Origin of the sequence: Ferdinandcohnia jepli, from assembly GCF_047246645.1 — a bacterium.
In the GTDB taxonomy this organism is placed as follows: domain Bacteria; phylum Bacillota; class Bacilli; order Bacillales; family Bacillaceae_L; genus Ferdinandcohnia.
The window spans coordinates 301486-316387 of sequence record NZ_JBFOKR010000002.1; the positions used below are offsets into that span (position 1 = coordinate 301486).

Here is a 14902-nt window from a genome sequence, read left to right on the forward strand (position 1 = left end):
AAGACAGACCCAAACCCAGGTCTGCCTTCAATCCTTTGATATTAGCCCTTCAACTTTGAAAATGCTGTTTCTGCAGCAGCAATCGTTTTATCAATGTCCTCATCTGTGTGAGCAGTTGATAGGAATAATCCTTCAAATTGTGATGGTGGAAGGAATACGCCTTGCTCAGCCATTTCACGATAATAAGTTGCGAAATAGTCTAAATTAGACGTTTTAGCTGCTTCATAGTTGATTACTTCTTCGTTTGTAAAGAAGAAGCCAATCATTGAACCTGCACGATTAATACGACAAGGGATATCATATTTTTTTGCAGCTGCTTCTATGCCTTGTTCCAGACGGTCAGCTTTCTTTTTAAATGCAGTATAATGTTCTGGTGTTAATTGTGATAGTGTTTCATATCCTGCTGTCATTGCTAGTGGGTTACCAGATAGTGTTCCAGCTTGATATATTGGTCCGCTTGGTGCAATTTTCTCCATAATGTCAGCACGACCACCGTACGCACCTACTGGAAGTCCTCCACCGATTACTTTCCCTAAGCATGTGATATCAGGTGTAACTCCAAAATATCCTTGTGCACAATTATAATCAACTCGGAAACCAGTCATTACCTCATCAAAAATTAGTAAAGCTCCATATTGAGTTGTGATTTCACGCAATCCTTCTAAGAAACCTGGTAGCGGAGGAACAACTCCCATGTTACCAGCAACAGGCTCTACAATAATACCTGCGATGTCGTCTCCAAATTGCTCAAAAGCATAACGAACACTGTCTAAATCATTATACGGAACAGTAATCGTGTTTTGCGCAATACTCTCAGGGACACCAGGGCTATCAGGTAGACCAAGAGTGGCTACACCTGAACCAGCTTTAATTAATAAAGAATCCCCATGTCCATGGTAGCAGCCTTCAAACTTCATAATTTTATTTCGGCCAGTATATCCTCTAGCTAATCGTAATGCACTCATTGTAGCTTCTGTTCCTGAGCTAACCATACGGACGATTTCAATTGATGGTACTCGCTCAATAACCACTTCAGCTAATTTATTTTCAGAAAGAGTAGGCGCACCAAAGCTTGTCCCTAGTTCCGTAACCTTCTTAATTGCTTCAACTACTTGATCATTCGCATGACCATGAATGAGTGGTCCCCATGATAAAACATAATCTATGTATTCATTTCCATCTATATCATAAATCTTTGAGCCTTTTCCACGCTCCATAAAAATCGGGTCCATTTTAACTGATTTGAACGCACGTACCGGGCTGTTAACTCCACCAGGCATTAGCTTTACAGCTTTAGCAAATGCTGCTTTAGATTTTTCATAACTTCTCATCGTCATAACCCCTTTCAATATTTTAGAGGTGATACTCCCCTTTTTCAAGGGGCAACACTACCACCTTATTTCTCTTCCAACCAACGAGCAATATCTTTTGCATGATACGTAATAATCAAATCTGCACCTGCACGCTTCATGCCTGTCATCATTTCCATTACAATTTCTTTTTCATTAATCCAACCATTTAGGGCAGCAGCTTTAACCATGGAGTATTCTCCACTTACGTTATAAGCTACGACTGGAGCGTTAAAATTATTTTTCACATCTCTAATAATATCTAAGTATGAAAGAGCTGGCTTAACAATTAAGAAGTCTGCCCCTTCTTGAACATCAGACTCTGCTTCACGAATTGCTTCTAAGCGGTTTGCATAATCCATTTGATAGGTTTTACGGTCACCAAATGAAGGTGCACTTTGTGCAGCATCACGGAATGGGCCGTAAAATGCAGATGAATATTTAACTGCGTATGACATGATAGGAACATGTTCAAAGCCTGCTTCATCTAAGCCATAACGGATAGCAGCTACGAAGCCGTCCATCATGTTTGAAGGTGCGATGATGTCTGCCCCGGCTTTGGCCTGACTAATTGCAGTTCGTGCTAGTAAATCAAGTGAAGGATCATTTAAAACCTGTCCATTTTCAACTACCCCACAGTGACCGTGTGATGTATATTCGCAAAGGCAAGTATCAGCAACAACAACAAGCTCCGGATGTTTTTCCTTTGTTACCTTAATCGCTTGTTGAACGATACCGTGGTCATGGTAAGCTCCTGTACCAACCTCATCCTTTTCTTCTGGTACTCCAAATAAAATAACAGATTTAATTCCTAATGAAACAATCTCATTTAATTCTTCTTCTAGTAAATCTAGAGAAATATTAAAAACTCCGGGCATAGAAGAAACTTCAACTTTTTTGTTTTCTCCTTCTACGATAAATAGTGGATAAATCAAGTCTTCCTTATGTAAATATGTTTCTCTAACTAATGAACGTAAATTTGCTGTATGACGTAAACGACGGTGTCTTGCAAACTGTAATTGTTCCATTTATTATTCCTCCTTAGGCTTACAATGCGCCTCTATTTCTAAAAGTAAATCATCAATCGTATATGTACTAGGACAAATGTGAATCGGAATACCTACCTTCATAGCCGCTAGTTTCGTTTGCGGTCCGATGCAAGCAAATACTGTACCCTTCGTCCACTCTTTCCACTCTGTTTGTTTAACAATCTTATAAAACTGAGAAACGGTTGAGGGACTTGTAAACGTAACAATATCTATTTCTTTGTTTTTTAAAAGTTGAATGAGCCGTGTTTTATCGTTATCATTTTCTACTGTTTCGTAGACAATTAGATCTGTAACTTTAGCTCCTGATTCAGATAACTTTTCAACTAAATAGGGACGCGATAAATTTCCTCGAGCTAATAAAAAACGCACTCCAACTGTTACATATGGTTCCAGACTCTCATATAAACCTTCTGCAATAAACTCAGCTGGAACAAGATCCGGAGTAACACCATATTGCTCCAATGCCTTCTTCGTTTTTGTACCTACAACAGCAATTTTAGGCAATCCCTTTATTTCACGATTTACCAGATGATAGAATTCGAAAAAATAGTCTACACCATTTTTACTTGTAAATACGAGCCAATCATAGGTATCTAGCGTTTTAATCGTTTCAAGTATCATCTGTTCGTTTTCTGGCTTTTCAAACGCAAGTAACGGTAGTTCTATGGGAATCCCACCAGCAGCTGATATTTTCTCAGAAAACTCAGCTGCCTGTGTTTTACTTCTTGTAACTAAAACCTTTTTTTGAAAAAGAGGTTTATCGCTCTCCATTACTGATTTAGCTCCTCTTTAACTTGGTCAATTAATTTCTTAGCTCCAAGCTCTGTTAGCTTAGCAGCTGCTGCGTTACCAACTTCTATTGGATTTGTTCCATACACTTGTTCTTTATAAATGGTTTTTCCATCTGGAGAACCAACTAATGCTGTAAGTGCAATTTCTTTTTGATCATTCATAGTTGCGTAGGCTGCAATTGGAACCTGACAACCACCTTCCATTTTGTGCAGGAATACTCTTTCAGCAGCTACTGTTGTTTCGGTATATTCATCATTTAACTTTGCTAATTCAGCTAATAATTCTGCGTCTTCTTCTCTACATTCGATTGCTAATGCACCTTGACCAACTGCTGGTAGGCAAGTTTCAGGTTCTACATACTCTGACACAACATCATCAGACCAGCCCATTCGCTTTAGACCAGCTGCAGCTAACACAATTGCGTCATAATCCTCATTTTCAAGCTTTGCAAGTCTTGTATCAATATTTCCACGAATCCATTTTATTTCGATGTCATCACGTTTAGCTAAAAGCTGTGAGCTTCTTCGTAAGCTACTCGTTCCAACAACTGCACCACTAGGAAGTTCCTCAAAAGCTTTATTGCCTTTTGAAATAATTACATCACGATGATCTTCACGTTTTGGCACACAACCAATGACAAAGCCTTCAGGTAGTACAGATGGCATATCCTTCATACTATGTACTGCCATGTCTATTTCTTTATCATATAGAGCTTGCTCAATCTCTTTTACAAAAAGGCCTTTTCCACCAACCTTTGATAAAGTTACATCAAGAATTTTGTCACCCTTTGTTACGATTTCCTTTACCTCAAATTCATAAGGTACTCCTAAATTTTTCAATTGTTGGATAACCCAATTTGTTTGAGTAATCGCAAGTTTACTTTTTCTTGAGCCTACAATAATTTTACGCATTATGTTCCTCCTAGTTATGAATGCCAAAAATGAAAACGAGATAGACTTCCAAATAAAAAGAAATTTATTAGTAGAAGTAGAAACGCTCCCATATTCCAAAAGGCAATTGTTTTTCCTTGAAGCTTTTGCACAACTCTTTTATATAGATACCATGCATATATTAGTAACACAAAAAAGGAGCCTAATACCTTCGCATCATATAAATAAAAATTATCTAGTTTTAGGTATGCCCATAAAACTCCTAAAAGCAACGACAGTAAAAGCATTGGCACACCAATCAAATTCAATACATATGACATATGATCAAGCTTTGATAAGTCATCCATTCTAAGGAGTCGTTTCCCCCACTTTTTTTGCTTTAATAGATTGTATTGAATCGCATAAAGAATTGAAAAAACAAATGACAGAGAAAAAGCACCATATGAAAGAATCGCCATTGTAATATGTATCATAAGTAATTCAGAAATTAGCTGTCCTTCTACTGCACTGGAACCATGCTGACCCGGTGCAAAAGTGTGAAGAGCCATTATGAAGAAACCAATTAAATTGGTAAAAAACACAATGAAATCAACTTTTAAAAATTTTGTAAGAAGTAGCGATAGGGAGATTAATACCCAGGCATAAAAATAGAGTCCTTCAAACATAGATAATATCGGAAACCTACCTGTATCAATGACCCTAAAAATAAGAAATATCGTTTGAATTATCCATACAAATGCAAGTAACCAGAAGGCAAATGTGTTTACCTTCCGGTTGTTATGGAGAAAGTCTATAAAATAAAGTAACACACTTAGTGCATAGAGAATTACCGTAAACTCATGTAATCTCATTACATTCATCTCTACCATATAGGATTCCTCTCTTATGACTGTAGAGAAGGCTGCTTTTTACCAGCTGCTATCACATCAACCAGTTCATTTTGTTGTTTTTGTTTCCCTTTTTCGATATCAACTGCTTCTTCAATATCAAAAATCTTCATAAACAATGCTAGAGATTCCTTGGCATTTGGTTCTGCAGCAAGCTCTTTAGCCTGTAAAATAGGGTCTTTTAACAGCTGATTGATAATACTCTTTGTATGTTTATTTAACACCTTTTTCTCACGGTCTGTTAGACTTGGCATTTTTCTTTCAATGCTTTCCATTGTTTCAGCTTGAATGGCTAATGCTTTGTTACGAAGTGCTGAAATAACTGGTACAACACCTAGTGTGTTTAACCAAGATTTAAATTCAACTATTTCAGCTTCAATCATTACCTCAATTGCCTCAGCCGCTACCATACGCTCTTGCATATTAGCCTCGACAATGCCTTCTAGATCATCAATATCATACAAGAAGATACTTTCAAGTTCAGCAAGCGCTGGGTCTAAATCCCTTGGTACTGCAATGTCTACCATAAATAATGGACGGCCTTTTCTCATTCGCTCAACATTCTGCATCATGTCCTTTGTAATAACATAACCCTTCGCACCTGTTGAACTAATCATGATATCGGCATCAACTAAAGCACACTGTAACTCTTCAATTGTTTTTGCTTCACCTTGGAATTTTTCAGCTAAATTTTTTGCCTTTTCAAATGTACGGTTCATGACTGTAACTTTTTTCACACCTGAACCATAAAGATTTTGAACGGCTAATTCACCCATTTTACCTGCACCTAAAATCAGCACATTTTTCGATGATAAATCACCGAATATTTTCTTTGCAAGTTCCACGGCTGCATAACTCACAGAAACAGCATTTGAGCCAATCTCAGTTTCTGAGTGAGCCTTTTTTGCAAGTGTAACTGCCTGTTTAAATAAGTGATTAAATACAGTACCAGAAGTTCCATCTTCTTGAGCTGATAAAAAGCTTGAACGGATTTGTCCAAGAATTTGAGTCTCACCAACTACCATTGAGTTAAGTCCACAAGTCACATGGAAAAGATGGTCAACTGCACCCTCATTTTCAAAAATTGTTAAATACGGAGAAAACTCTTCCTTATCAATTCCGAACCACTCTGAAAGAAAGGCCTTGATGTAATAACGTCCAGTATGAACCTGATCAACAACCGCGTAAATTTCCGTACGGTTACAAGTTGAGACGATAATATTCTCAAGGATACTCTTTTTTGTTTTTAATTCCTTCATTGCTTTTGCAATATCATTGGGGTCAAAAGTAAGCTTTTCACGTATTTCAACAGGGGCTGTTTTATAATTTAATCCGACCATAATTGTATGCATAGCTCTAATCCCCCCACTAAAATGTTTTAGTTCATAATTAATTCGTTTATGTTGTTAAAGACGAACACAAAAACTATCTATATTATAGCATGTGCATTATTACAAAAAATCGAAAAATGTGTGAACACTATTTGACAACCTATGCTAAGATTGTAAGTAGAATTTATAATAGACATATAAGAACATATTCGTACATATTTCGTTATACTACAAAGGTTACATTAACAAAAAAACGTGGTCAAATCAAGTAACTAGCACGGAGGACCGTATGAAAAAGAACAATATATTTTCTGGTATTATCTTAGTTGGGATTGGTTGCTATCTCCTTCTCCAGCAACTCCAAATACCAGTATTTACACATTTTTATTCCTGGCCAACACTTGTAATCATTGTTGGCATTGCTTTTCTTGTTCAAGCATATTCTGAAAACAATCACGGCAGCATCCTACCGGGTGTCATTTTAGTAGGTTTCGGATTTCATTTCCATGGGATCAATCAGCTAGCTTTTTGGCCAAAGCAATCTGGAACGCTTTTGTTTATCATTGGACTAGGTCTGCTGCTTACATATTTCAAAACGAAAAATGGTCTATTTCAAAGTATACTTGTTTTAGTTGTTTCGTTGTTATTCCTTAATTACAACCGATTTATGGGTTGGCTCGACTTTTTAGAAGGTGGTTTTGCCTTTATATTAAATTATTGGCCACTAATTCTAGTCGGCGTAGGTGTCTACTTATTATTTATTAAGAAAAGGTAAAATATACTAATCATGCAAAAAGACAGAGTATTGGGCTCTGTCTTTTCTTTATTTATAAAACCGAATTTAAAAAATCCCTTGTACGCTGTTCTTTTGGGTTAGCGAAAATGTCTTTCGGTATTCCGACCTCCACAATTTTACCATCATGCATATAAACAACCATATCCGCAACTTCACGAGCAAACCCCATTTCATGGGTAACAACAACCATTGTCATACCTTCATTTGCTAACTGCTTCATGGTCGCTAGTACCTCACCGACTAACTCTGGGTCGAGGGCGGAAGTAGGTTCGTCAAATAACATTATTTCTGGCTTCATTGCTAGTGCACGGGCAATTGCTACCCGTTGTTTTTGTCCGCCTGATAATTTTGATGGATACACATTTTCTTTTTCTGCTAATCCTACCTTTTGTAAAAGCTCCCTCGCTTCTTCAATTGCTTGTTGCTTAGGAATCTTTTTCACCTGAGTTGGTGCTTCAATGACATTTTCAATTACAGTCATATGTGGGAATAAATTAAAGTGTTGAAACACCATACCCACTCGTTGTCGAACCTGATTCAAATTGTCTTTTTGAGGGTTAATCTCTTCATTATTTATTAATATCAAGCCACTATCTTTTATTTCTAAAAAATTTAAACAACGAAGCAACGTACTTTTACCAGAACCGCTCGCTCCTATTAAACACACAACTTCACTCTCTTTTACTTCGATGTTTATATCTTTTAAAACATGCAGGTCGCCAAATGATTTATTTAAGTTCTCTACTCGTATCATTTCTTTTTTACCCAATTTATTGTCACCCCCTTATTTTTCACTTGCAGATAATTTTCTCTCAAGCATACCAACAAGTATCGTAAAGATAAGAACTAGAAATAAATAATAGACTGCTACTATCAACAAGTAGGTCATATAATCAAAGTTATTTGACCCAAGTGTTGTTGAGACATTAAACAGCTCGTTTAATCCGATAAATGCTGCTAGCGAAGAATCTTTTAACCCGATAATAAATTGGTTTCCGAGGGGTGGAAGCGCTCTTCGAAATGCTTGTGGTAAAATGATTCTCCGCATCGTTAATACCTTGCTCATACCAAGCGATTGTCCTGCTTCCATTTGGCCACTATCAATTGACTGGATTGCTCCCCTGAATATCTCAGCTATATATGCCCCGTTATGAAAAGCGAGACCCAATGTTACTGCCCAAAACATTGAAATATCTAGAGAAGTCAATCCAAAATAAAAGACAAAGATTTGAACAATTAAGGGTGTACCCCTAACAAGGTAGATGTACAGATCTGCAATCTTTTCAAGTGCTTTTTTACTTGATATTTTTAGGAAAGCAAAAAACAAACCTATAAAGATTGCTATTAATATAGATACTGCCGTTACTTGAAGAGTTAACAGCATTCCCTTTAAAAATATGGGATATGAAGCTATGAGTTGCTCAAGGACGTGACTAAACTCCGGCAATTGTTTTCATCTCCTCACTTTACGTGGTTATAATAAAAGTTCTGTTGTAAAAGAAACGAATGTAGAAGAACTACATTCGTTTGAAAGAACTATTCACTCTGTGGGTCTGTTGTAATATCTTCTTTAAAGTATTTTTCACTAATTTTCTTCAACGTGCCGTCCTCTCTAAGTTTTTCGAGTGCTTCATTTATTTTTTTCAGTAATTCTTCATTTTCTTTCGATACAGCAATTGCTTGTTCACTTAGCCCGAGTATTTCCTTACCCTCGATCTCTATACCTGAACCAATTGCCTCTTTTCCTGTTAAAAAGTCTGTAATAACTGCATCATGTTTACCGATTGATAATGCTTCTAACGCCGTTACATCGCTATCATATTGAATCACATTATCTGTTACTTCTTGTGCAGTTTTAGCATAGGTAGAGCCCTTTGACACTGCAACTTCTAATCCTTTTAGGTCATCAAGACTTTTGATATCACTATCTGGCCTTACAAAGATTTGTGGCCCAGAGTAATAATATGGTGTTGAAAAATTAACATGTTCGAGACGCTCATCTGTAATCGTGTGACTGGCAACCGCTGCATCAAAACGACCTGATTTAACTCCTTCAACAATACTATTAAACTTAAAGCGTTTTTGCTCGGGTTCTAATCCAAGTTCCTTAGCTACTGCCTCTGCAACTTCGATATCAAACCCCGTCATTACTCCTTCCCCATCTGTAACACTAAATGGGTTGTATTCTCCAGATGAAGCAAATGTGAATTTTCCTTCGTCAACTAATGACATTCCATCTGATGAAGATTTTTCTCCTCCACATGCAGCTAAAATAACTACAAGAAAAACCATCGCTAACAATAAAACTAGTCCCTTTTTCAAATCTGTATCCCCCTTTTTTATGTCGCAAAACCTTTCTCACATAGATTTTTCGCCACAAATTTTCAACAGCGTAAAACCTTTATATGTCATATATGTATTTACCAATGGCCTCACATATTCCAATTCGGGTAAATCACCCTTGAATCTTGCAGAATCATGCGGTTTCTGCATTTTTTGTCAAAAACCACTTTTATAACATAAAAAAAACAGCTAAAATCAATTAGCTGTTTTCTGAATTCATATAAGATTTTAAAACAGACCATGCTTCGTCTTTGCCTAATCCTGTTTCAGATGAAAACTTAATTAAATGGTCGCCTGGTTCAAGATTTAATGTCTCTCTTACAACCTTTAGGTGCTTATCCCATTTTCCTTTAGGTATTTTATCTGCTTTTGTCGCGATAATGATAACAGGTATATCATAGTGTTTCACAAATTCATACATCATAACATCATCTTTTGAGGGAGGATGTCGTAAGTCTACAATTTGAACAACAGCCTTAAGCTGTTCTCTAGTTGTTAAATACGTTTCAATCATCTTTCCCCATATTTCTCTTTCACGTTTAGATACCTTTGCATATCCATATCCTGGAACATCAACAAAATGAAGCAACTCATTGATAAGATAGAAATTCAATGTTTGTGTTTTTCCTGGCTTAGAGGATGTTCTTGCTAATGCTTTACGATTGATCATCTTATTAATAAAGGATGACTTCCCTACATTCGAACGACCTGCTAGAGCAAACTCTGGTAAATCCACTTCAGGATATTGATCTGGTTTAACAGCACTTATTACAATTTCTGCACTTGTTACTTTCATTTTTTCTCCTCTGTTAGAGCATGTTTGAGTACCTCGTCTAAATGAGATACCGGCACAAACTCCATATCTTTTTTAACACTTTCTGGGATATCATCTAAGTCCTTCTCATTATCCTTCGGGAAGAGTACCTTTGTTAAACCAGCTCGATGTGCACTAAGTGATTTTTCTTTTAATCCACCAATTGGTAAAACACGACCTCTTAGAGTGATTTCACCAGTCATTCCAACCTCTTTACGGACTGCTCTTCCTGTCAATGCAGAAATAAGTGCCGTAGCAATCGTGATACCCGCTGATGGGCCATCCTTTGGAACTGCACCTTCCGGAACATGAAGGTGGATATCGTTTTTCTCGTTGAAATCAGGGTCAATATTTAATTCTGTTGCTTTTGAACGAATATAACTAAATGCAGCTTGTGCAGACTCTTTCATGACATCTCCAAGCTTCCCTGTTAAAACAAGCTTTCCTTTACCAGGAGCAATCGATACTTCAATTGACAGTGTATCACCGCCAAAAGCAGTATAAGCTAGACCAGTAGCAACACCTACTTGATCTTCAAGTTCAGCTTGCCCGTAACGGAACACTGGTTTTCCTAAAAACTCAACAAGGTTTTTATCTGTAATGACAACCTTCTTTCGCTCGCCTGAAACAATGATTTTTGCTACTTTTCGGCAAATAGTTGCAAGTTGTCTCTCAAGACTACGGACACCGGCTTCTCTTGTATAATGACGAATGATACTTAATAAAGCATCTTCACGAACTTGAAGCTTTCCTTTGGTCAAGCCATGTTCTTCAACTTTTCTAGGTAATAAATGATCCTTTGCAATATGAACTTTTTCAAGCTCTGTATATCCAGCAATTGTAATGATCTCCATACGATCACGAAGTGGACCAGGAATGGTTGCCAGGTTATTTGCAGTTGCAATAAACATAACCTTTGATAAATCATAAGGTTCCTCAATGAAATGATCACTGAAATTAAAGTTTTGTTCAGGATCAAGGACTTCTAACATAGCAGCGGAAGGGTCCCCTCTAAAATCACTAGACATTTTATCAATTTCATCTAGAAGGAAAACAGGGTTTATCGTACCTGCCTTCTTCATACCTTGAATGATTCTACCTGGCATTGCCCCGACATATGTACGACGATGTCCTCTAATTTCAGATTCGTCTCGAACACCACCAAGCGAAATACGCACAAAATTTCTTCCTAGAGATTTTGCAACTGATTTTGCCAAGGACGTCTTCCCGACTCCTGGAGGGCCAGCTAAACATAAAATTGGACCTTTTAGTGAGTTCGTTAGTTGTTGAACTGCTAAATACTCAAGCACACGTTCTTTGACTTTTTCAAGGCCAAAATGGTCCTTTTCAAGAATATCCTCAGCTCTATGTATATCCAACTGGTCTTCAGTAGATTTTGTCCATGGTAACGATAATAACCATTCAATATAGTTACGTATAACAGCACTCTCAGCAGAAGTTTGAGGAATTTTTTCATAGCGGTCAAGTTCTTTTAACGCTACATTTTTCACATTATCTGGCATACCCGCAGCCTCGATTTTATCTTTCAGGGTCGTTACTTCACCAGTTTTACCCTCTTTGTCTCCTAATTCCTTCTGGATGGCCTTCATTTGTTCACGCAAGTAATATTCCTTTTGCGTTCTTTCCATTGACTTCTTGACTCTTTGGCCAATTTTCTTTTCAAGATTTAATACTTCTCTTTCGTTATTAATAATCGTAATAACTTTATTCATTCTCTCATGAACATCAAGAGTTTCAAGAATTTCTTGTTTTTCCTTTAGCTTAAGTGGAATATGAGAAGCGATGATATCCGCCATTCTGCCTGGTTCTTCAATATCTGTAACAGACGTATATGTTTCAGTTGAGATTTTTTTTGATAACCGTATGTATTGTTCAAAATACTCAAGCATTGTGCGCATGAGTGCTTCTGTTTCAACATTCTTTGTTTCATCTTCTTCAAAGTTTTTTACCTTAACAGAATAATAAGTATCATTATCATAGATTTCCTGTATTTCAGCACGATTTAGCCCCTCAACTAATACACGAATTGTACCGTTTGGTAGCTTTAGCATTTGCTTTACTTGAGTAACTGTTCCTATGTTATAAATATCATCCTTAGTTGGATCATCTATTGCAACGTCCTTTTGAGTCGTTAAGAAAATAATATGGTCTTCAACCATTGCTTTTTCTAAAGCCTGAACAGACTTGTCACGACCAACATCCAGATGTAATACCATTGTTGGATAAACCAATAATCCTCGAAGTGGTAAAAGTGGAACAATGATTTCTTTTTTCTTTTTCATTGCCAAACACCTCAAAATTGAATATAGTTCTTAACTGTGTATTTTATCTTATTTACCTGCCAGTGTCTATTTTGTGGATTATCACTTTTAAAAAGAGGGCTGTCGAAGGAATTACTGTTTCTTCCAGGGATTAAATAAAAAAGACTTCGACGTTCTTTCTTAGTATGTCGAAGTCGGTATATTTTAAACTGATTCTGTCTTCGAATAATTCGTTGATGCTGGTATGATAGACTCTTTTGCCCGCTTCTGGCGTTCTGGAGTCTCAATCGCAATTTCAAATACTTCCTCTAGATTTGTTACTGGGATAATTTCTATACCATCAATATCCTTTAGGATAGATTGCATATTCTCTTTTGGGATGATCACTTTCTTGGCTCCTGCTTGCTTTGCTGCTTTAATTTTTGGAATGACACCGCCGATAGGTTTTACGTTTCCGTGGATACTAATTTCACCTGTCATTGCAACGGTATGGTAAACCGGGAATTTATGTATCGCTGAATAAATACCAGTCGCCATTGCAATCCCCGCAGAAGGTCCATCAATAGGAATTCCACCTGGAAAGTTTACATGAATATCATAATCTGAAGCTGGAACACCCATTGACCGTAACACTGTAATTACATTTTCTATTGAGCCCTTAGCCATACTTTTTCTTCTAATTGATTTTCCACGATCGCCGATGCTTTCTTCTTCTACAATTCCAGTAATATTTATCGTTCCATTTTTTTCTTTGGCTGGTATTACAGTGACCTCAATTTCTAATAATGCCCCTGTATTAGGACCATATACAGCTAAGCCATTTACAAGTCCTACTCTTGCACTAGGATAAATTTTTTTATCATAACGAGGTGTTAACTGGCTTGAATGTAGTACCCATTCAATATCCTCATCCTTGATATAATCCCGATCCTCAGAGATTGCAATACCTGCAGCAATTTGAACCATATTGACAACCTCACGCCCATTTCGCGCATATGAGGCAAGAGTTGAAATCCCTTTTTCAGTAGCCTTCATTCCCACTTTATCAAGTGCTTTTCTCGTAACTATTGCTAACTCATCTTGGTCTAATTCTCTGAAGAAAACCTCCAAACAACGTGAGCGGATCGCAGGTGGTATTTCACTTGGAGTCCTCGTCGTAGCACCAATCATACGGAAGTCGGCTGGAAGCCCGTTCTTAAAAATGTCATGAATATGTGTAGGAATTTGTGTGTTTTCTTCACTATAATAAGCACTTTCTAAAAATACCTTTCGATCTTCTAACACTTTTAGCATTTTGTTCATCTGAATGGGATGTAGCTCTCCGATTTCATCAATGAACAAAACACCGCCATGTGCATGGGTAACTGCACCAGGCTTTGGTTGGGGAATACCCGCCTGACCCATTGCTCCAGCTCCTTGATAAATCGGGTCGTGAACGGAACCAATTAATGGATCGGCAATCCCTCTCTCATCAAATCGTGCTGTCGTAGCATCCAATTCAACAAAGACTGCATTTTGTTTAAATGGAGATTTCGCGTTACGTTTTGCTTCTTCCATCACAAGTCTTGCTGCCGCAGTCTTTCCTACCCCAGGTGGTCCGTAAATAATAACATGCTGAGGATTTGGTCCACAAAGTGCTGCTTTAAGAGATCTGATCCCATCCTCTTGTCCAACGATATCAGCAAAGCTTGTCGGGCGTACTCTTTCAGCTAGTGGTTCCGTTAATTTGATAGCGCGCATTTTTCGAAGCTGTTCCATTTCTTTTCGAGATTCTTTATCTATGGATACCTTTTGTGTACGCTGATTTTTTAGGAGATTCCAAAAATAGAGTCCAATGATGACTCCGAAAAAAAGCTGTACGAATAAAACAATTCCTGTCCAACTCATGCTATTCCTCCTGCTCTCAAAGATGTCTACTTACCCGCTATTATCTCCTGAGAAAAGGTGGAATAAACCAAAATTGACGGATTTTTCGGTTTGAGAAAGGAAAAAAGGAATTCGTAGTTTATACCTTTAATTTTAAATTTAAATTTGGTAACGGGTGGGCGTAATGTAGGATAAATTACTTTTTTACACTTAGCTTTAATAGGGTGCGCGAGTGTATTTTCTCTTTCTTACCCACTCAGCTTTAAAGAAGCGCACGAGTGGGTATGTATTCTCTCTTTCTTACCCACTCAGCTTTAAAAGGGCGCGCGAGTGGGTATGTATTCTCTCTTTCTTACCCACTCAACTTAAAAAGGGCGCGCGAGTGGGTATGTATTCTCTCTTTCTTACCCACTCAGCCTTAAAGAGGCGCGCGAGTGGGTATGTATTCTCTTTTTCTTACCCACTCAGCTTTAAAGAAGCGCGCGAGTGGGTATGTATTCTCT

General features: G+C 37.5%; 13 protein-coding genes. 1 reads left to right on the forward strand and 12 read right to left on the reverse strand.

Features of this window, described 5'->3' with window-relative positions; all coding sequences use genetic code 11:
• Positions 1-41: 41 nt before the first annotated feature.
• From hemL to hemA, 6 genes are all read right to left on the reverse strand, one after another.
• Positions 42-1331 carry a glutamate-1-semialdehyde 2,1-aminomutase gene (gene hemL, locus AB3M96_RS03460; protein ID WP_412966170.1) on the reverse strand — a complete coding sequence of 430 codons (1290 nt, stop codon included), beginning with the start codon at positions 1329-1331 and terminating at the stop codon, positions 42-44.
• Positions 1332-1396: 65 nt separating this feature from the next.
• On the reverse strand, positions 1397-2377 hold the full coding sequence (gene hemB / locus AB3M96_RS03465) for a porphobilinogen synthase (RefSeq protein ID WP_412966171.1): 981 nt from the start codon (positions 2375-2377) through the stop codon (positions 1397-1399).
• Positions 2378-2380: 3 nt separating this feature from the next.
• Positions 2381-3169, reverse strand: a complete 789-nt coding sequence (locus tag AB3M96_RS03470) for a uroporphyrinogen-III synthase (RefSeq protein WP_412966172.1) — start codon at positions 3167-3169, stop codon at positions 2381-2383.
• Positions 3169-4101 (reverse strand): hydroxymethylbilane synthase, encoded by a 933-nt coding sequence (hemC, locus tag AB3M96_RS03475; RefSeq protein WP_412966173.1) that lies wholly within the window; start codon positions 4099-4101, stop codon positions 3169-3171. The genes AB3M96_RS03470 and hemC overlap by 1 nt, the downstream gene beginning before the upstream one ends.
• A gap of 14 nt (positions 4102-4115) precedes the next feature.
• On the reverse strand, positions 4116-4949 hold the full coding sequence (locus AB3M96_RS03480) for a cytochrome C assembly family protein (RefSeq protein ID WP_412966174.1): 834 nt from the start codon (positions 4947-4949) through the stop codon (positions 4116-4118).
• 14 nt (positions 4950-4963) lie between these two features.
• Positions 4964-6319, reverse strand: coding sequence for a glutamyl-tRNA reductase (hemA, locus tag AB3M96_RS03485; RefSeq protein WP_412966175.1), 1356 nt, complete (start codon positions 6317-6319; stop codon positions 4964-4966).
• Between the two features lie 268 nt (positions 6320-6587).
• Between hemA and AB3M96_RS03490 the strand changes: the two genes are divergently transcribed.
• Positions 6588-7073 (forward strand): LiaI-LiaF-like domain-containing protein, encoded by a 486-nt coding sequence (locus AB3M96_RS03490; protein ID WP_412966176.1) that lies wholly within the window; start codon positions 6588-6590, stop codon positions 7071-7073.
• Positions 7074-7125: 52 nt separating this feature from the next.
• On the opposite strand, the gene AB3M96_RS03495 is transcribed toward AB3M96_RS03490, so the two are convergent.
• The 6 genes from AB3M96_RS03495 to lonB form a co-directional block, all read right to left on the reverse strand.
• Positions 7126-7848 carry an amino acid ABC transporter ATP-binding protein gene (locus tag AB3M96_RS03495; protein WP_412966200.1) on the reverse strand — a complete coding sequence of 241 codons (723 nt, stop codon included), beginning with the start codon at positions 7846-7848 and terminating at the stop codon, positions 7126-7128.
• Positions 7849-7878: 30 nt separating this feature from the next.
• A complete protein-coding gene (locus AB3M96_RS03500; protein WP_412966177.1) occupies positions 7879-8541 on the reverse strand; it encodes an amino acid ABC transporter permease in 663 nt (220 codons plus the stop codon).
• An 89-nt stretch (positions 8542-8630) separates the two neighbouring features.
• Positions 8631-9386: a transporter substrate-binding domain-containing protein gene (locus tag AB3M96_RS03505; protein WP_412966201.1), complete on the reverse strand. Its 756-nt coding sequence runs from the start codon at positions 9384-9386 to the stop codon at positions 8631-8633.
• Positions 9387-9636: 250 nt separating this feature from the next.
• Complete coding sequence (gene yihA / locus AB3M96_RS03510) at positions 9637-10233, reverse strand: ribosome biogenesis GTP-binding protein YihA/YsxC (protein WP_412966178.1); 597 nt, start codon at positions 10231-10233, stop codon at positions 9637-9639.
• A complete protein-coding gene (gene lon / locus AB3M96_RS03515) occupies positions 10230-12554 on the reverse strand; it encodes an endopeptidase La (protein ID WP_412966179.1) in 2325 nt (774 codons plus the stop codon). Before lon ends, yihA begins: the two co-directional genes overlap by 4 nt.
• Before the next feature lie 183 nt (positions 12555-12737).
• Positions 12738-14420: an ATP-dependent protease LonB gene (gene lonB / locus AB3M96_RS03520; RefSeq protein WP_412966180.1), complete on the reverse strand. Its 1683-nt coding sequence runs from the start codon at positions 14418-14420 to the stop codon at positions 12738-12740.
• Between the last annotated feature and the right edge of the window lie 482 nt (positions 14421-14902).

Coding starts and splice junctions, on each gene's coding strand:
- lonB (WP_412966180.1), bottom strand. CDS start 14,420: ATGAGTTGGACAGGAATTGTTTTATTCGTACAGCTTTTTTTCGGAGTC.
- AB3M96_RS03495 (WP_412966200.1), bottom strand. CDS start 7,848: ATGATACGAGTAGAGAACTTAAATAAATCATTTGGCGACCTGCATGTT.
- AB3M96_RS03480 (WP_412966174.1), bottom strand. CDS start 4,949: ATGGTAGAGATGAATGTAATGAGATTACATGAGTTTACGGTAATTCTC.
- hemA (WP_412966175.1), bottom strand. CDS start 6,319: ATGCATACAATTATGGTCGGATTAAATTATAAAACAGCCCCTGTTGAA.
- AB3M96_RS03490 (WP_412966176.1), top strand. CDS start 6,588: ATGAAAAAGAACAATATATTTTCTGGTATTATCTTAGTTGGGATTGGT.
- hemL (WP_412966170.1), bottom strand. CDS start 1,331: ATGAGAAGTTATGAAAAATCTAAAGCAGCATTTGCTAAAGCTGTAAAG.
- AB3M96_RS03470 (WP_412966172.1), bottom strand. CDS start 3,169: ATGGAGAGCGATAAACCTCTTTTTCAAAAAAAGGTTTTAGTTACAAGA.
- AB3M96_RS03505 (WP_412966201.1), bottom strand. CDS start 9,386: ATGGTTTTTCTTGTAGTTATTTTAGCTGCATGTGGAGGAGAAAAATCT.
- hemC (WP_412966173.1), bottom strand. CDS start 4,101: ATGCGTAAAATTATTGTAGGCTCAAGAAAAAGTAAACTTGCGATTACT.
- lon (WP_412966179.1), bottom strand. CDS start 12,554: ATGAAAAAGAAAAAAGAAATCATTGTTCCACTTTTACCACTTCGAGGA.
- hemB (WP_412966171.1), bottom strand. CDS start 2,377: ATGGAACAATTACAGTTTGCAAGACACCGTCGTTTACGTCATACAGCA.
- yihA (WP_412966178.1), bottom strand. CDS start 10,233: ATGAAAGTAACAAGTGCAGAAATTGTAATAAGTGCTGTTAAACCAGAT.